Genomic DNA, 17,622 nt, shown 5'->3' with positions numbered 1-17,622 from the left:
CATGCCCCCTCGCACCGCCAATCCAACACTCCGCGGCGCGAGCGGATCGCCTGTTATATCTTGGCGACCAGCTTGACCACGCTGGAAAAATCCAGCGCCCCGTTGCCTGCCTGGCTGTTCATCGCATACAGGTTGCGCGCCAGCTCACCGAGCGGAATCGAGACGCCGGCCTGCACCGCCGATTCGGCAACCAGGCCCAGATCCTTGAGCATCAGGTCGTTGCCGAAGCCGCCGCTATACCCACGCGACGCCGGCGCATTGGGCAGCACGCCGGGCCACGGGTTGCACACCTCGGTGGCCCAACTGCGCCCGGTACTGACCGCCATCATCTGCGACAGCACCGCAGGGTCCAGGCCCTGCGCGACGCCAAGCGCCAGCGCTTCACCGGTGGCGGCCATGATCACGCCCAGGGCCATGTTGTTGCATAGCTTGGCGACCTGCCCTGCCCCGTTGTCGCCGACATGGAAGATGTTCTTGCCCATGGCCTGCAGCACCGGGCGGGCGCGCTCCAGCGCATCGGCAGCGCCGCCGACGATGAAGGTCAGCGTGCCGGCTGCAGCCCCGGCCGTGCCACCGGAGACCGGGGCGTCGAGCATCGTCAGGCCACGCGCCTTGGCCGCATCGGCCACCCTGCGCGCAGACACCGGCGCGATGGTGCTGCAGTCGATGACTAGGGCGCCATCCGGGATCTGCGCCAGGATGCCGGATTCGCCCAGGTACACACCTTCGACGTGGCGGCTTGCAGGCAGCATCGAGATCACGACCTCGGCATCGGCCAGCGTGTCCTGCGCGGAGCTGGCAGCATGCGCACCAGCCGCCGAGGCAGCCTCCAGGGCGGCCGGTGCGAGATCGAATACCCGCAGCTGATGCCCGGCCTTGATCAGATTGGCAGCCATTGGCCCGCCCATATTGCCCAGGCCGATAAAAGCGATCTTGCTCATGGTGTCGGTTTCCAAAATAGGACCATCTTCAACAGATGGCCGGGATCATCGCGGATTGCGCGCGGAGCCACCGCCGGTTTTCAGCTGCGACGACGCAGGTCAGAGATGGCAACCGCACTGCAATCCGGCGTGAGCCGAACGCGCTTCGCAAGTTGCCAGCCACTCACTGCACACCCAGCTCGCCTGCCCCCAGATCGGCAAGCGGATGCGATGTAGGCGACCAGGGCGCAACAAAGAAGGCTGCGGCCCACTGCGCATCGGCTGCTTCCAGCGACGCCGGTTGCCAGTGCGGTTGACGATCCTTGTCGATCAACAGCGCGCGGATGCCTTCGGCAAAATCGCCGTGCGCCGCCGCATGCAATGCGACCACGTATTCGGTACGGAAGGTGTCGGCCAGCGTCGTGGTGCCCGCATGGCGATGCAGCTCCCAGGCAAGGCGTGCCGAGCCCGGAGCACCCGCGGCCAAGGTGGCACGTGCAGCCTGCAGCCAGCCGTCTTCGCTTTGCAGCGCCAGGATCGCAGCGACAACGTGCTCCAGTGATTCGCCGGCCACCAACTGTTCGATCAACTGTGCGTGGACTTGTAGCGGGCCCGGCTCGGTCGGTTGCGCGATGCCATGCAGAAATGCACTGAGCTGGTTGCGGTCGTAGTCCGCATTGCCTGTCCATGCGTGCGCGCTCAGCGCATCCAGCACTGCTGCGTACTGCGCATGCTCCAGGCGTACATCTGCCAGCCCCGCGTAAATGGCATCACTGGCATCCAGCGGCGCGCCAGTCAGCGCCAGAAACAGGCCGGCCCCCTGGGGCACGCGGCGTAACAGCCAGCTGCCACCCACATCGGGAAACAGCCCCACGCTGATCTCCGGCATGGCAAGTCGCGAGCGTTCGGTGACCACGCGATGGCTGGCGCCGGACATCAAGCCGATGCCACCGCCCATCACGATGCCGTGGCCCCAGCACAGCAGTGGCTTCGGATAGGTATGGATGCGGTAGTCGAGCCGGTATTCCTCTTCGAAAAATGCGGCCGCCTGCGCGTTGGCCTGCGGCGCTGCGCGTCGCGTTGCACTGTCGGGCACTGCATCGCGGTGCGCACGCATGCTCTGGTACAGGCCATGCAGATCGCCACCAGCACAGAACGCTTTTTCGCCGGCGCCACGCAACACCACGCACGCGATCTGCGCGTCGTCGGCCCACGCGCGCAACTGCGTCTCCAGTTGCCGGGTCATCTGCAGCGACAGGCCGTTGAGCGTCTTGGGCGCATTCAAGGTGGCAATGCCGATGCGATGCCCATCGGCGCACGCACGCTGCTCGAACAGCACCGGTGCCTCGTCGGTTGCGCTGACCTGCCCCATCAGCGGTTGCTCCACTGCGGCGCGCGCTTGTCCAGAAACGCGGCCACACCTTCGGCCTGATCGGCGTGCTCGAACAGATCGACGAAGGCTTCGCGCTCGGCAATCAACGCCGCTGCGTGGGTGCCATGGCGCGTGGACTGCACCAGCTGCTTGCACGCCGCCACACTGACCGGGCTCTGCTTGCCGGCACGTTGCGCCCAGGCAACCGCCAGCGCGCGCGACTCGCCCTTGCCGACCACCTCTTCCACCAGGCCGATGCGCTGCGCGGTTGCCGCATCGATACGTTCGCCCAACAGGATCATGCGCTTGGCCCAGCCCTCGCCCACCAGACGCGGCAGGTTCTGGGTGCCACCGGCACACGGCAGCAAGCCAACGCTGGCTTCGGGCAACGCGAGCTGTGCATGCTGCTCGGCAATGCGCAGATCGCAAGCCAATGCGCACTCCAGCCCGCCGCCCATCGCATAGCCGTTGATGGCGGCGATCGACACGCCGCGGAACGCACTCAAGGCTTCGAATGCTTCGCCGAACCGGCGCGCGGCCTGGCGTGCATTGGCCTTGTCGCCGTCGGCGAACTGCTTGAGATCGGCCCCGGCGCTGAAGAACTTCTCGCCTTCGCCGGTGATCACCAACGCATAGATGCTGCGGTCGGCATCCAGTGCGCGCACCAGGTCGCGCAGGGCCGCCAGGCTGTGCACGGTCCAGGTGTTGGCCGGTGGGTTGCTCAAGGTCACGATGGCCACGTGCCCATCGCGCTCGACCTGCAGACCGGTATGGAGACATCCTTCCCAATCGCTCATCGCAATTCCTCCTCGCCATTGAGCAGGTGACGCGCCACGATCATGCGCATCACCTCGTTGGTGCCTTCCAGAATGCGGTGCACGCGGCTATCGCGCAGCAAACGCTCGATCGGGTATTCGCGGATATAGCCGTAGCCGCCATGGATCTGCAAGGCATCGTCGCAGATGGCAAAGCCGGCATCGGTGGCGAAGCGCTTGGCCATCGCACACCACACGGTGGCGTCGTGGCTGCCGGCATCGAGCTTGCGCGCGGCGGTGTGCACCATCTGCCGCGCGGCCACCAGCTGCGTGGCCATGTCGGCCAGCTTGAACTGCAATGCCTGGAAATCGGCCAGTTTCTTGCCGAACTGGCGCCGCTCGCCCATGTAGCGACGCGCGGCATCCAGCGCGCCTTGCGCGGCGCCCAACGAACATGCGGCGATATTGATGCGGCCACCATCCAGCGCCTTCATCGCCATCTTGAAGCCTTCGCCCTCATTGCCCAGCAGGTTCTCGGCCGGAATACGCACGTTTTCGAAGCTCACACCGCGCGTCGGCTGGCTGTTCCAGCCCATCTTCTCTTCCTTGCGACCGTAGCTGATGCCAGGCGCATCGGCCGGCACCACGAAGGCGCTGATGCCACGCGCACCGTCTTCGCCGGTGCGTGCCATCACCACCAGCACGTCGGTTGCGCCGGCACCGGAAATGAAGGCTTTGCTGCCATTGAGCACATAGCTGTCGCCGTCGCGCTGGGCGCGCGATTTCAGCGATGCCGCATCCGAGCCGCTGCCCGGTTCGGTCAGGCAGTACGAGCCCAGCTTGGCGCCGCTGGTCATCGCCTGGCCCCACTGCGCGCGCACCGCATCGGTGCCGTAGCTGGCGATCAACCAGGTGGCCATGTTGTGGATGCTGATGAACGCCGAGGTGGACGGATCCACCGTGGCCAGTTCTTCGAACACCACTGCGGCATCGAGGCGGCGCATGCCCAGGCCGCCCACGCCTTCGTCGGTGTAGAGACCGCAAAAGCCAAGCTCGGCGGCCTTGGCGATGGCCTCGCGCGGGAAGTGACCTTCTGCGTCCCACTGCGCTGCATGCGGGGCGAGTTCCTTGTCGGCGAAGTCGCGCGCGGCAGCGCGGAAGGCTTCCTGCTCGTCGTTCAAATCGGCCGCGTTGGGGTGGAGCTGGATGGCTGCATTCATGGCGATCGGGTCACTTGAGGGAGATGGTGGTGTTGACGCCATGGGCCAGCGTCTGATCGTCGAACCAGCGCGCGGTCACGGTCTTGGTCTGGGTGTAGAACATCACCACCTGCTTGCCGTACGGGCCCAGGTCGCCGAGCTTGGAAGCGCGCGAGCCGGTGAAGGAAAACAATGGCACCGGCACCGGAATCGGCACGTTGATGCCGACCTGGCCCACATCGATGTCTTCCTGGAAACGCCGCGCAGCCGCGCCGGACTGGGTGAACAGCGCCGTGCCGTTACCGTTGGGGTTGGCGTTGACCAAGGCGATGGCCTCGTCCAGCGTGGCGGCTTCCAGAATCACCAGCACCGGCCCGAAGATCTCTTCGTCGTAGATCCGCATGCCGGGTTTGACGCCGGAAAAGATGGTCGGGCCAACAAAGTTGCCCTGCTCGAAACCCGGCACCTGTGGCGCGCGGCCATCCAGTTCCAGGGTGGCGCCCTGCTCCACGCCGGAGGCGATCAAGCCTTCCACCCGCTCGCGTGCGGCGCAGGAAATCAGCGGACCGACCTCGGTGCCCGGCGCGTTGCCGGCGCCGATCTTCAAACTCTTGGCCTTGGCCACCAACTCCGGAATCCAGGTACGGGCGTCACCGACCAGGACCAGCGTGGAGGCGGCCATGCAGCGCTGCCCGGCGGCGCCGAACGCGGCACCGACCATCGCATTGAGCGTCTGCTCGCGGTTGGCGTCGGGCAGCACCACGGCGTGATTCTTGGCGCCCATCATGCATTGCACGCGTTTGCCGCCCAGCGAGGCACGTTGATAAACGTGCGTGCCCACCTTGGTGGAACCGACAAACGACAACGCCTTGATGTCGGGGTGATCGCACAGCGCATTGACCACTTCCTCGCCGCCATGCACGACGTTGAGCACGCCCTTGGGAATGCCGGCTTCCAGCGCAAGTTCCACCAGCCGCATGGTCACCATCGGGTCTTGCTCGGAGGGCTTGAGCACGAAGGTGTTGCCGGTCGCAATCGCCATCGGAAACATCCACAGCGGAATCATGGCCGGAAAGTTGAACGGGGTGATGCCCGCGCACACGCCCAACGGCTGCAGCAGGCTATAGGTATCCACGCCGGTGGCGACATTGTTGGCCAGCTCGCCCAGTTGCAGGTTGCCGATCGCCGCGGCGTGCTCCACCACTTCCAGGCCACGGAACACATCGCCTTCGGCATCGGCCAGGGTCTTGCCCTGCTCGGCGCTGAGCAGCGCAGCCAGTTCGGGCATGTGTTCCCGGATCAGCTGCTGGTATTTGAGAAAAATACGCGCCCGGGTGCCAATCGGCGTCTTGCGCCAGGTCACGAAGGCGCGGCTGGCCGCCGCCACTGCGGCATCCACTTCGGCGGTGGTGGCGAACGGCACCTGGGCCAGCACCGATTGGTCGGCCGGGTTGACCACGTCCTGCCACTGCGTGCTGGCGGACACCACCATTTCGCCATCAATCAACAGGAAGACGCGGGGGACGGACTGGCTCATTGCAGGGCTCGCTTGTTGAGAAGGACATCGGGCCGTTGCAGGCCAATACTTCGCATTGTTTGCATCGACACCCTCCATTCCCAGCCCGCGATTGCTTAATCGCGCTAAGCTGGCGACACAATTTTGCGAATCTTGCGAATGCCCCACTCGCACGCTCAACTCCGCCACCAGCTTGGGCTGCGCCTGCAGCGGCTGCGCCAGCGCCATGGCCTGACCCAGGCCGAGCTGGCGCGCCGGCTCGAACTGTCGCCGAGCTATCTCAACCAGATCGAGCGCAATCAGCGCCCGCTCACCCTGGCCATCCAGCAGCGGCTCAAGAGCGCGCTGGGCGACCTGGACGGCCTGCTGGACCTGGACGACCCGGCCGCACTGGTCGAGCCGCTGGACGCATCGCTGCGCAGCCTGGGCCATACGCTGTTGCCGGCCGAGCTGCGTGCGCTGACCGGCAATCTGCCGCAGGTAGCGCAGGCGCTGCTGGACCTGCACCGCGCCCATCAGCATCTGCTCGAACGCAACGCGGCGCTGGAACTGCAGATCGGGGTCGAGCACGCGGCAATCCCATCGCTATCGCCCGGCGAGCAGGTACGCGACTACTTCAACCGCGCGCACAACTATCTGCCGGAACTGGACGAGCGCGCCGAAGCGCTTTACGCCGAACTTGGGTTGACCCCGGAAAATCTGCCGCTGCGGCTGCGCCAACGCCTCGCTGATCGCCACTGCCTGCTGGTGCAGGACGCTCCCGACCTGCACAGCGACAAACGCAGCATGGATGCGCAGGCGCGTGTGCTGTGGCTGCCGGCGCACTTGCGGCCGGGCCAGCAGGCATTCCAGATGGCCGCACAGCTGGCCTTGCTGGAATGCGCGCCGCTGCTGGACGCGCGCATTGCCGATGCCGGTTTCGAGGACGCCGAGCGCATCGCGCTGTCGCGGATTGGCCTGTCGAACTATTTCGCCGGCGCGCTGGTGATGCCCTACAGCGCGTTCCTGCACAGCGCGCAAACCTCGCGCTACGACATCGAATGGTTGGCCGACCGCTTCGACGTGGGCTTCGAAGCGGTGTGTCACCGGCTCAGCACCTTGCAGCGGCGCGGGGCAGCCGGTTTGCCGATCTTCTTCATGCGGGTGGACCGCGCCGGCAATGTCTCCAAGCGCCACTCGGCCACCGATTTCCATTTCTCGCATGTCGGCGGCGCCTGCCCGCTGTGGATCGTGTACGAGGCGTTCAACCAGCCTGACCGCATCCTCACCCAGATCGCGCGCATGCCCGACGGCCGGCGCTATTTCTGGCTGGCCCGCCAGGTCAGCAGCGGTCCGCCGGGGTATGGCCGCCCGCGCAAGACCTTTGCCCTGGCAATGGGCTGCGACCTGCGCCACGCCGATCAGTTGGTGTATGCGCGGGGTTGGGATCTGAACGCGGTCGACGATGCGGTACCGATCGGCCCGGGCTGCCTGACCTGCGAACGCAGCGACTGCGTGCAGCGCGCGTTTCCTGCGCTGCCGCGCCTGCCCGCGCGCGCGCGTTAGCGAGTTGGTGGAAGTGGATCTGGTTGTCGGACGTAGCCGTGCGTCGGCCCGCGATCGCAACGACAGACACACTGCACCTGGGCTATTGCATTGGCCACTCTGGCGCTCCCGCCGCGTGCACAAGCGGCAACAGCCTTGGGCAATCGCATCAGTCCACGTCAGCCAAGCACCCGCCCCGATGCCAAAGCTTCTGCCGCATCACCGCCTTACCTTCAGGGGCCAAGCAAGCGCGAGTGCCGCAGCGCAGCATTCCAAGCCGAGATAGCTGCCGCAAAATGCTTCATTGGAATGGAATGGCTTGCGCTTCTACCCTGAAGCGGACACATGCAAGACAGGGGGGACGCCAGCGCGCCGCAGCGCGCGTGCGGCGTCACGCACCGAACGACCAACAGCGATCACGCAGCACAGCACCACTGGCCACACCCGCGCAGATGCGCCCGCCCCGCTCCATGCGGCTGGCCGCACCAGCAGCTACCACCGTATTCGGTCACTTTGTCCTGGGAGGGATCAACCGATGCCTGTTCACCATACCGGCCACCCGGCCAGTCGGCGCCTGCGCCGCACGCCCGTTCGCGCCATCCTGTGCACCACCATCGCTTGCGTGCTGGCCACAGCGTTCGGCGCGCATGCACAGGACACTGCACCCGCCGCGCCGCCGGCCAACGACACCAGCAGCGCCGCCAGCAATGGCCAGGCGCCGGTCACGTTGGACAACATCACCGTGATCGGCCAGCGCGCCAGCCTGAATCAGGCGGTGCAAGCCAAGCAGATGTCCGATCATGTCGTGGAAGTGATTTCCGCAGACAACATGGGCCAGATGCCCAACGTCACCGTGGCCGAGGCGCTGGTGCGGCTGCCCGGCGTCAATGGCACCCGCGACCGCGGCAACGAGAGCCTGGCCACCGTGCGCGGGCTGGGCCCGCGCATGACCATGGGCACCGTCAACGGGCGCGAAATCGCCTCGTCCGAGCCCAACCGCGCAGTGCGTTGGGAGGTGTTCCCCACCGAGATCGTTTCCACCGTCAAGGTCTACAAGACCCAGTCGGCGGATCTGGTCGCCGGCGGTCTTGCCGCCACCGTGGACATCTCCACCATCAGCCCGCTCGACTACACCGGCCCGGGATTCGTCGGCACCGCCGGCCCGGTGTTCTACGACCACGCCAAGGATGTGGACGGCTACAGCCCGTGGGGCAGCCGCTTCGGCGCCAGCTGGGTGCACAAGCTCAACGACAACCTGGCGGTCGCCTTCGGCGCTACCTACCAGAAGCAGAAGAACGCCAGCTCGTCGATCGGCAGCTGGGGCTATACCGATGCAACCACCTCGCGCGATGTGGATGGCGACGGCACCGTGGACCCGACCCCGTGGGGCGCGGCCGACCAGCTCAAGCTGATCGACCAGACCCGCACCGGCGCGATGGGCACCGTGCAATGGCGCTCGGGCAATTTCGAGTTGAAGTTCGACGGCCTGTATTCGCGCATCGAAATCGACGAAGACCAGTTGCAGAACTGGTTCAACGGGCTGGCCTTCAGCACCTTCTCCGGCAGCACCAATCCATACACCACGCCGGGCTCGTCCTACACCATCGTCGATGGCGATGTGGTGGCCGGCACGCTGGCCAATTCGAACCTGCAGGTCGACCATGTGGTCAGCCACTACAACGAGGTCAAGACACTCACCGCCGGCGGTTTGAACGCCAAGTGGAGCGGCGATGTATGGACCTTGGGCAGCGACCTGTCGTTCTCGCAGGCCAAGCGCGACAACACCTGGCAGGCGGTGCGTTTCGGCAGCAACCCGGACACCATCTCGTTCGATTTCCGTCGCAGCGTCACCCCCACCATCAGCACCAGCTCGGACACGCCCGAATACGGCATTGCCGGGCAGACCGAGCCGCAGGCGCTGCGCGACAAGATCGCTGCGCTGGCACTCAACGCCAGCCGCGCCGTGGATGCCGGCCCGTTCACGTCGCTGGAACTGGGCGCACGCGCCGCGCGTCGCGAAAAACAGAACCGTCGCTTTCTCAGCAACCAGTCCGGCTACGATCAGCCGATCTCGGCGTATCAGGACCTGATCTACCCGGTCACCATGCCCGACTTGAACGTGCCCACGCTGACCGGCGGCAACATGGCCGAGATCGCACGCATCGGCTTTGGCGGGTTCGATCCGAACACGCTCGACGAACAACTGCTCGACCATTGGAACGTCAAGGAAGACGTGCGCGAAGCCTTCGCCAAAGCTGTCTTCAGCTCGCAACTGTTCGGCACCGATGTCACCGGCAATGTCGGCGTGCGCCTGGTCAACACCAGGACCACCAGCGAGGGTTTCGATTCGGTCGGCAGCACCATCCAGCCCAGCACCGGCAGCAAGGAATACACCGACGTGCTGCCCAGTGCCACGCTCAATTTCCTGATCGACGACCAGCGCATCCTGCGCTTTGCAGTGGCCAAGGTCATCGCGCGTCCGCCGCTGGACGAACTGCGCACCGGCCGCCGTCTGGACGACCCCAGCGTGACCGTTGGCCAGCTCACCGGCAGCGGCGGCAACCCGCAGCTGGACCCGTTCAAGGCCACCCAGGTCGATGTCTCTTACGAGTGGTACTTCCACACCGAAGCGCTCGCCGCCCTGGCGGTGTATCGCAAGGAAGTGGATTCGAGCATCGGCTACCGCACCGACCGCGAAACGATCAACGGCCTGGATTACCTGGTGAGCGCCCCTTTCAATGGCGGTGGCGGCTACATCAATGGCGTGGAGCTCACCTTCCAGACGCCGTTCTACTTCATCCCGCACATGGAAAACTTCGGCGTCTACTCGAACTATTCGCTGGTCGATTCCAACCTCAAGGAATTCTCGCCGGAAGACAACCCGCTGCCGTTGAGCGGGCTGGCACGCAAGACCGGCACCTTCGACCTGTGGTACAGCAACGGCACCTTCGAAGCGCGCGTGGGCTACAAGTACCACAGCCCCTACACGGTGGTGTACGGCTGGAATGCCGCACGGCTGGCGCGCCTGCAAAGCGAAGGCACGGTGGATCTGAGCTTGAACTGGCAGTACAGCAAGCAGCTCGGCTTCCGTTTCCAGGCCAGCAATCTCACCAACGAGCCGTTGCGCGCCTATACCGACAACAAGCCCAACCGGCTGGCCAATCAGGACGATGGCGGCTACCAGGTATTCGGTCGCCGTTACCAGTTGGAAGCAACCTACAAGTTCTAGGCGTCGCTTGATCGGCTGCACATGCTGCTGCGCAGCCGATCTGATTGCACCTGCATAACACCGCAGCTACTAGGTGGAATCCAATCTGCAAGCCACGTTTGGACTCTGCACAGCGGCCGTGCAGCAGCACGCCCGCCTGCGGCATGCTGTCACCCGCTCCACGTTGTCTCTGTCGAGGAATTGCATGCGCTCACCACGCCGTCTCTGGACACCCGCGCTCCTGGCGCTGGCCATTTCCACCTTCGCACACGCCGCCCCGGCTCCCGCCACGTTGTATCTCGGCGCGGACCTGTCCTACGTCAACGAGATGGAAGAATGCGGTGTGCAATACCGCGAGAACGGCGTGGTCAAAGATCCGTTCGAACTGTTCCATGCGCACGGGGCCAATCTGGTGCGCGTACGCTTGTGGAACGATGCGCGCTGGACCCGCTACAGCGACCTGGCGGACGTCAAGAAGACCATTGCACGTGCACGCGCGCAAGGCATGCAGGTGCTGCTGGATCTGCACTACTCCGACGATTGGGCCGACGGCGAAAAGCAATTGATCCCCAAGGCCTGGGCCAGCATCACCGACACCGATGAACTGGCACGCACGCTGTACGGCTTCACCTATGACACACTCAGCGCGCTCGACCGTGCCGGTCTGATGCCCGAGCTCGTGCAAGTGGGCAACGAAAGCAATTCCGACCTGATGGACAGCTCGCCCTGGGACAAAAAGCGCCCCATCAACTGGCAGCGCAATGCCAAGCTGTTCAACGCCGGCATCAAGGCGGTGCGCGACATGAGCGTACGCTCGGCGATCAAACCGCGGGTGATGCTGCATATCGCCCAACCTGAAAATGTGGAGCCGTGGTTCGCCGATGCCACCAAGGCCGGCGTCACCGATTTCGATCTGATCGGCATCAGCTACTACCGTAAATGGTCCACGCAATCGATGGCCGAGCTGGGCAAGACCATCGAGCGCCTGCGCGGCCGCTATGATGCCGATGTGGTGGTAGTGGAAACCGCGTACCCGTGGACGCTGGACTCCGGCGACACCTCGCACAATCTGCTCGGCGAGGATTCGCTGATTGCCGGCTACCCGGCCACGCCGCAAGGCCAGGCGCGCTACATGGTGGACCTCACCCAACTGGTCATCGATACCGGCGGCGCCGGCGTGGTGTATTGGGAGCCGGCATGGACCAGCAGCCATTGCAAAACGCGCTGGGGCACCGGCTCGTCGTGGGAAAACGCCAGCTTCTTCGATTTCAAGCACGGCAACGAGGTGTTGCCGGCGATCGACTTCATGCGCCACCCGTATACCGGTGTGCCTGCATCGCGTACATCCGACGCGGGCAAGCATGATGCAAGCGCGCCAGAGAGTTCTGTAGATGCCGGCAAAAGGACGCAGCCATGAGTGGTATCAATCGACGCGAGTTGCTGCGCGGCATGCTGGCAAGTGGCGTGAGCGCCGCGTTGCCGGTGGGGGCAGCCGGTGCTTTGGCATCGCCTGGCGCGATGGCTGCACCTGCGGCCAAAAACACCGTATCGACAGCAGCGCTAGGCGATGCAGCGCTGGCACCGCGGGAGCGTCTGCTGTTCGACTTCGGTTGGCGCTTCCACCTGGGCCATGCCAGCGATGCCGCGCGCGATTTCGAGTTCGGCACCTTCCAGCGCACCTTCGCCAAGGCCGGCAAGGACACCGCGACCGCCGCGCAACTGGCATTCGACGATAGCGCCTGGCAGCAGGTGGACTTGCCGCACGACTGGGCCGTCGGTTTGCCATTTCGGCAGGAGCCGATCTCGGCCTTCATGACCGAGGAAGACCCGGCCGCCGCGCACGGCTACAAGCCGCTGGGCACGAGTTTCCCGGAGAACAGCGTGGGCTGGTACCGGCGCACGCTGCAGATTCCGGCAAGCGATCTGGGCAAGCGCATCAGCCTGGTGTTGGATGGCGTGTTCCGTGAGTGCATCGTGTTCTGCAATGGCCACATCGTCGGCCGTCACGCGAGCGGCTACTGCGGCTTCGAGGTCGACCTCAGCGAAGTGCTCGACTACGGCAAGCCCAACATCATCGCCATCCGCGTGGATGCCACGCTGGGCGAAGGCTGGTTTTACGAAGGCGCCGGCATCTACCGGCATGTGTGGCTACAGAAGACCGACCCCCTCCACATTCCGCAAGACGGTGTGTTCGTACGCGGCAGCGTGCAGGACGGCAACGCCACTGCGCAGCTCTCCACCGAAGTGCGCAACGACGGCACCGCGCCACGCCAGTGCGTGGTGCAGGCGCGCATTGCCGCACCGGATGGACGCACCGTGGCGCAGGCGGCCAGCGCAGCGATCACGGTCGCGCCCGGCCAGGTGCAGGTGGTCGAACAGACCCTGCCGCTCGGGCAGGCGGCGCTGTGGTCGATCGACACCCCGCAGCTCTACAGCCTGACCACCAGCGTGCACAGCGACGGCACCGCGCTCGATGCGCTGGTGACGCCGTTCGGCGTGCGCAGCATCGCCTTCGATGCGCAACGCGGTTTCCTGTTGAACGGCGCACCGCTCAAGCTGCATGGCACCAACAATCACCAGGATCATGCCGGTGTCGGCACCGCCATTCCTGACGCCTTGCACGCCTGGCGCCTGCGCCAGCTCAAGTCGATGGGCTGCAACGCGTATCGCAGCTCGCATAATCCGGCCACGCCGGAATTGCTCGCGCTGTGCGACCGCCTCGGCATGTTGGTGATCGAAGAAACCCGCCGCATGTCGACCGACCCCGAAGCGATGGGCGAACTGGAAACGATGGTGCGGCGTGGCCGCAATCATCCCAGCGTCATCCTGTGGTCGCTCGGCAACGAAGAGCCGCAGCAAGTGACCGAGCGCGGTGCACGCATCGTGACCCGCATGCAACAACGTGTGCGCCAGCTCGATCCCACCCGCCCCACCACCTTCGCGATGGACAAGGGCTTCGGTGATGGCGTGGGCCAGGTGGTGGATGTGGTCGGCTTCAACTACCGCACCAGCCAGATGGATGGCTTCCACGCGCAATATCCCCACATCCCGATCTACGGCAGCGAAACCGGCAGCACCGTGTCAGTGCGCGGCAACTATCAGCGCGACGACCAACGCGGCTATACCCGTGCCTACGACCTGGACCACCCCTGGTGGGCCAGCACCGCCGAAGCCTGGTGGAGCTATGTCGCGCAACGCCCATACATTGCCGGCGGCTTCATCTGGACCGGCTTCGATTATCGCGGCGAGCCCACGCCCTACAACCGCTGGCCGAATGTGGCTTCGCAATTCGGCGTACTCGATAGCTGCGGTTTTCCGAAAGACAACTACTGGTACTACCGCGCGCAGTGGACCAGCGAACCGGTACTGCATCTGTTCCCGCACTGGAACTGGGACGGCTTGCTGCAGCCCGACGACAACGGCCGCATCGCGGTCTGGTGCCACAGCAATCTCGAGGCGGTGGAACTGCTGGTCAACGGCGTCAGCCAGGGCACGCAGCAGGTGCCGGCCTACGGCCATGTCGAATGGCGTGTGCTCTATGCGCCCGGCATGATCGAAGCGCGCGGCTATCGCGGCGGCAAGCTGGTGCTGAGCGAGCGTCGCCAAACCACGGGCAAGCCGGCGGCGATTCGCTTGAGCTGCGATCGCAACACGCTACGTGCCGATGCCGAAGACGTCGCAGTGGTCAAGGTGGAAATCGTCGACGCACAAGGCCGCCTGGTACCGACTGCCGACAACCTGGTGCAGTTCGCGCTGCGCGGACCTGCACGGCTGATTGGGGTCGGCAATGGCGATCCCAGCAGCCACGAAGACGACAAGGCGCCGCGGCGCAAGGCATTCAACGGCCTGTGTGCGGCGCTGCTGCAAACCACGCGCAGCAGCGGCGACATCGTGCTGCAGGCCACCGCGCCTGGCCTGACCGCATCCACGTTGCGCCTGCCTGCCGAGCCCACCCGAGCGCGCGCGTCGGTGGCTTGAAACGCAGTCGCTGCGCACGACAACGGAACGTGCTGCGTTACCTGGGCCAGTGGTGGCCTCGGTAGCGTCGCGATGCCATACGCGAGTCGAAGGCCAGCCATCGGCATGTGTGCTGACGGGGATGGCCGAGCAGGTGATCCCAGGTAGAAGATCGCATGCGGGCGTTGGCCGCTGCCAGAACATCGTCGGCAGTGCTGACCGGTCAGCTCGCGACCGTTCGCGTGATACCGGCAACCTCAGGTCTGTGCACTTCCGGCAGCCGGGTCGCGCGGAAAATAGCGGTTGAGTTTTTCTTCCCACGCGCGAAATTGCTCCAAGGTCTGGGCATCCATCGGACGCGGGTCGTCGGCCAGGGCCTTCTTCTGCGCCACATAGGCGATGCGCTGGGACGACAGTTCATCCCACGCCTTCCTGAGCATGACCGGATCCGGATGCGAGACCAGCATCGCCTCCAGCAGCGTGGCCTGGGCCACGCGCGCGGCCAGCAGATCGCTGAGCGCCTCGGTCACGGCCTGCATCCACTCGTGTTGTTTCTGTTCCATATCCAGCCAACTCGCTTGCGTCATGCGCCGCGCACCATAGCGCCTGATCTGGAACGGCGGCGTGCAAGGCAGGTTGAAGATTCAGATCACCGCGTGGTGCGACTGCGGCCAGCGCCCTCTCCATCGCTTCGCTTGACGTATTTCGACGCACGAAACTGTCGCCACCCAGCAATCCCCTCCCACGCGACGCACGGCCGCGCGGGAGTGCAGGCTCTCATCGCAAGCGTGAGAACGCGCCGATCCCTGCGATCGCCAGCCGCTCGGCGGGCACGGCCGTCTCCGCGAACGACAGCCGCAGATAGCGGATCTGGCGGACTTCGGGGAAATTCAGCCGCTGGGTCGAGAGCGCATAGGCGATGTTGGAGAGCTCGCCCGCGCCGGCCGGCTGCCAGTGCTGGCCATCTTCGCTGGTTTCTGCGCGATAGCCCTTCGGCGGCGCCGCACCGGTCATCACTGCGCGCGAGGGCGTGAGGCTGAACCCGGCAACCTGACGCGAGCCGCCGAGGTCGATGGTTACCTGCACGGGATGGCCCGGCGTCGGTGCGGGCGTGATCCAGATCGTGCTGGCATCGTCGTCGAGCAACGTCTCCGCCCCTGGCGCGCTCGCCTCGACGATGCGCCAGCCGGCGGTGGACAGCACGTCCGGCGCTGTCGCCGTCGGCCGTGCGACCGGCACCGGCGCAACGGCGCGGAACAGGGCAAATTCGCTGATCGCCGGGCAGACCGGCGCCTCGAGCACGACCAGGCGCACCCGGCGTGCGGCGATCGGGCGCTCCAGACGCACGATCCGCTGTGCACCGATGCACTGCGCCTCGGCCAGCCGCCGCCACTGCCCATCGACCTCGGCTTCGACCGCGAAGCGGGTGACGCGCACGCCCAGCGGCAGATACTCCCGCAACCGGATCAGGTCGAAGCTGTGCGCGCTCGACAGTTCCAGCGTCAGCGTCGGCGTGGTGACCTCGTCCGGCGTGGACCAGTAGCTGTCCGGCTGGCGATCGAGTACGCGCGCCGGCTCGAACCCGGCACCGCGCGAGGCGCTGGCGCTGGCCTTGGCGCCCTTGGCCAGGTCGATGGCGAAGCTGGCGCGGATCGCGTCGCCGAAACTCTGCAGCACCGCCACGTCGTGGTCGGGGATGCGGCCGCGTCGGTCGGGCGGCAGATTCAGGTTCATGTTGGTACCGCGCGCCACCGAGGTGTCGAAATAGCGCACCAGATTCTCCGGGCTCCGCACCTTGCCGTCTTCGTCGGCGTGATAGAACCAGCCCGGACGGATCGACGTATTGGTTTCGGCCGGCCACCACAACGCCCCTCCGCGCACGCCGGAATTGCCGTTTTCCTGGGTGTACGGCGCATTGGGCATGGTCGGCCAGGACGGATCGCCGGCAATGCCATCTTCGTTGCCGCCCCACCGGATATCGGCGCCAAGCGGATCGAAGGTACATGCCATAGGCTGATGCCGATGCACCAGCTCGATCATCCGCGGCCAGTTGTAGTACGCAGGCGCATCGATCTTGCGCGATTCGCGCGCCCCACCGTAATAACCATCGCCGCCATTGGCGCCGTCGAACCAGAACTCGAACAGATCCCCGTAGCCTGTGCAGAGTTCGACGATCTGCTTGCGGAAATAGTCCAGATAGCCAGGGCGGCCATATTCGGCGTGGTTGCGATCCCAGGGGGACAGATAGATGCCGAAGGCCAGGCCGGCGCGTCGACACGCCGCGGCCATCTCGCCGACGATGTCACCCTTGCCGTCTTTGTAGGGCGAATTGCGGATGCAATGCTCGGTCAGGCGTGTCGGCCAAAGACAGAATCCATCGTGATGCTTGGCAGTGAAAATAAGCCCTTTCAGATTGCCGGCCTTCGCAGCAGCGACGATCTGGTCGGCTGAAAAATCGCTGGGATCGAATTTGCGCGGATCCTCGTCGCCGTAGCCCCATTCCTTGTCGGTGAAGGTGTTCATCGCAAAATGCACGAAGGCATATTGCTCCCACCGATGCCAGCGCAGCTGGCGCGGGCTGGGCACCGCACCCCACGGCGCCGGCCCGCTGGCACGCGGCGTCTGCGCGATGCGCGCTGCCGACGCGCCGAAGCTGGCGGCAGCGGCCACCACACCCGTGGCAAGAAAGGTACGACGATCGATCATTGGCGACTTCCGACTTTGCACAAGTTTCGATCTTAGCTTTTCCGACGGCGAAGAGTCCCAAAACAACAGCCGGTGTGTGCAATGCGCCGCGCACACGCAGGCATTTGCGCGACGAGCGCCGAATAACGTGCCAAGCAAGTCGAGCAAGCGCCGTTTGACGACTGATGGCCGCGCCGCACGCTGCGTTGTTGGTGCTCGCATGGCCGCATCTTGCGTACGCGAAGCAAGTTCCGCGAACAGAACGAACAGTGGCTGGCCGACGACAACCAATAAGGACCACACGACAGCGTCGGCGTGCCAACACCTGCCAAGTTTTGTCATCAACATTGACCGTAGAGGTCTGATCTTGACCGGTACTGATTTGCGGGAAGTCCACAGGTTGACCCACCCCCAATAAACCGGGCCACTGTAAAGTAGAGATTTCGCCGCGCGTGGGCTCCCGTGGATGACGAGGATCAGGCGATG

At 65.2% G+C, this 17,622-nt stretch carries 11 protein-coding genes; 4 read left to right on the top strand and 7 right to left on the bottom strand.

Translation table 11 applies throughout. From position 1 onward, the window contains the following. Nucleotides 1–53: 53 nt before the first annotated feature. From mmsB to ACCQ07_RS06795, 5 genes are all read right to left on the bottom strand, one after another. Nucleotides 54–956 carry a 3-hydroxyisobutyrate dehydrogenase gene (mmsB, locus tag ACCQ07_RS06815; RefSeq protein WP_031421779.1) on the bottom strand — a complete coding sequence of 301 codons (903 nt, stop codon included), beginning with the start codon at nt 954–956 and terminating at the stop codon, nt 54–56. Nucleotides 957–1,104: 148 nt separating this feature from the next. Further along, nucleotides 1,105–2,292: an enoyl-CoA hydratase/isomerase family protein gene (locus ACCQ07_RS06810; RefSeq protein ID WP_122273571.1), complete on the bottom strand. Its 1,188-nt coding sequence runs from the start codon at nt 2,290–2,292 to the stop codon at nt 1,105–1,107. Then, on the bottom strand, nt 2,292–3,089 hold the full coding sequence (locus ACCQ07_RS06805; protein ID WP_372353770.1) for an enoyl-CoA hydratase: 798 nt from the start codon (nt 3,087–3,089) through the stop codon (nt 2,292–2,294). The genes ACCQ07_RS06810 and ACCQ07_RS06805 overlap by 1 nt, the downstream gene beginning before the upstream one ends. Further along, entirely contained in the window at nt 3,086–4,267 is a 1,182-nt protein-coding gene (locus ACCQ07_RS06800; RefSeq protein WP_008574310.1) for an acyl-CoA dehydrogenase family protein, read from the bottom strand. The genes ACCQ07_RS06805 and ACCQ07_RS06800 overlap by 4 nt, the downstream gene beginning before the upstream one ends. Nucleotides 4,268–4,277: 10 nt before the next feature. Continuing rightward, the gene (locus ACCQ07_RS06795; protein WP_372363926.1) at nt 4,278–5,783 is read right to left on the bottom strand and encodes a CoA-acylating methylmalonate-semialdehyde dehydrogenase; all 1,506 of its coding nucleotides are present in this window, start codon (nt 5,781–5,783) and stop codon (nt 4,278–4,280) included. 138 nt (nt 5,784–5,921) lie between these two features. Here ACCQ07_RS06795 and ACCQ07_RS06790 point away from each other — a divergent pair, with 138 nt between their 5' ends. From ACCQ07_RS06790 to galA, 4 genes are all read left to right on the top strand, one after another. Further along, nucleotides 5,922–7,307: a helix-turn-helix domain-containing protein gene (locus tag ACCQ07_RS06790; RefSeq protein WP_372363925.1), complete on the top strand. Its 1,386-nt coding sequence runs from the start codon at nt 5,922–5,924 to the stop codon at nt 7,305–7,307. A gap of 514 nt (nt 7,308–7,821) precedes the next feature. Continuing rightward, a complete protein-coding gene (locus ACCQ07_RS06785) occupies nt 7,822–10,515 on the top strand; it encodes a TonB-dependent receptor (RefSeq protein WP_218540221.1) in 2,694 nt (897 codons plus the stop codon). A 184-nt stretch (nt 10,516–10,699) separates the two neighbouring features. Next, complete coding sequence (locus tag ACCQ07_RS06780) at nt 10,700–11,911, top strand: glycoside hydrolase family 53 protein (RefSeq protein WP_218195487.1); 1,212 nt, start codon at nt 10,700–10,702, stop codon at nt 11,909–11,911. Further along, on the top strand, nt 11,908–14,472 hold the full coding sequence (gene galA, locus ACCQ07_RS06775) for a beta-galactosidase GalA (protein WP_372363924.1): 2,565 nt from the start codon (nt 11,908–11,910) through the stop codon (nt 14,470–14,472). Before ACCQ07_RS06780 ends, galA begins: the two co-directional genes overlap by 4 nt. 236 nt (nt 14,473–14,708) lie before the next feature. Here the strand turns inward: galA and ACCQ07_RS06770 are convergent, their stop codons facing one another. Together ACCQ07_RS06770 and ACCQ07_RS06765 are read right to left on the bottom strand one after the other, a co-directional pair. Continuing rightward, nucleotides 14,709–15,062 carry a hypothetical protein gene (locus ACCQ07_RS06770; RefSeq protein WP_031421772.1) on the bottom strand — a complete coding sequence of 118 codons (354 nt, stop codon included), beginning with the start codon at nt 15,060–15,062 and terminating at the stop codon, nt 14,709–14,711. A gap of 166 nt (nt 15,063–15,228) precedes the next feature. Then, nucleotides 15,229–17,157, bottom strand: a complete 1,929-nt coding sequence (locus tag ACCQ07_RS06765; protein WP_109290624.1) for an alpha-L-fucosidase — start codon at nt 17,155–17,157, stop codon at nt 15,229–15,231. Nucleotides 17,158–17,622 lie beyond the last annotated feature (465 nt).

This window comes from Xanthomonas sp. NCPPB 3583 (assembly GCF_041475715.2).
Taxonomy (GTDB): Bacteria; Pseudomonadota; Gammaproteobacteria; order Xanthomonadales; family Xanthomonadaceae; genus Xanthomonas; species Xanthomonas euvesicatoria.
Note: the sequence above shows the minus strand (reverse complement) of the source record. Positions and strands in the feature narration are given on the sequence as shown.

Excerpts from the sequence above, each read along its gene's own strand:
- ACCQ07_RS06780 (WP_218195487.1), top strand. The coding sequence starts at position 10,700 with ATGCGCTCACCACGCCGTCTCTGGACACCCGCGCTCCTGGCGCTGGCC.
- ACCQ07_RS06800 (WP_008574310.1), bottom strand. The coding sequence starts at position 4,267 with ATGAATGCAGCCATCCAGCTCCACCCCAACGCGGCCGATTTGAACGAC.
- ACCQ07_RS06765 (WP_109290624.1), bottom strand. The coding sequence starts at position 17,157 with ATGATCGATCGTCGTACCTTTCTTGCCACGGGTGTGGTGGCCGCTGCC.
- galA (WP_372363924.1), top strand. The coding sequence starts at position 11,908 with ATGAGTGGTATCAATCGACGCGAGTTGCTGCGCGGCATGCTGGCAAGT.
- ACCQ07_RS06790 (WP_372363925.1), top strand. The coding sequence starts at position 5,922 with ATGCCCCACTCGCACGCTCAACTCCGCCACCAGCTTGGGCTGCGCCTG.
- ACCQ07_RS06810 (WP_122273571.1), bottom strand. The coding sequence starts at position 2,292 with ATGGGGCAGGTCAGCGCAACCGACGAGGCACCGGTGCTGTTCGAGCAG.
- ACCQ07_RS06785 (WP_218540221.1), top strand. The coding sequence starts at position 7,822 with ATGCCTGTTCACCATACCGGCCACCCGGCCAGTCGGCGCCTGCGCCGC.
- ACCQ07_RS06795 (WP_372363926.1), bottom strand. The coding sequence starts at position 5,783 with ATGAGCCAGTCCGTCCCCCGCGTCTTCCTGTTGATTGATGGCGAAATG.
- ACCQ07_RS06805 (WP_372353770.1), bottom strand. The coding sequence starts at position 3,089 with ATGAGCGATTGGGAAGGATGTCTCCATACCGGTCTGCAGGTCGAGCGC.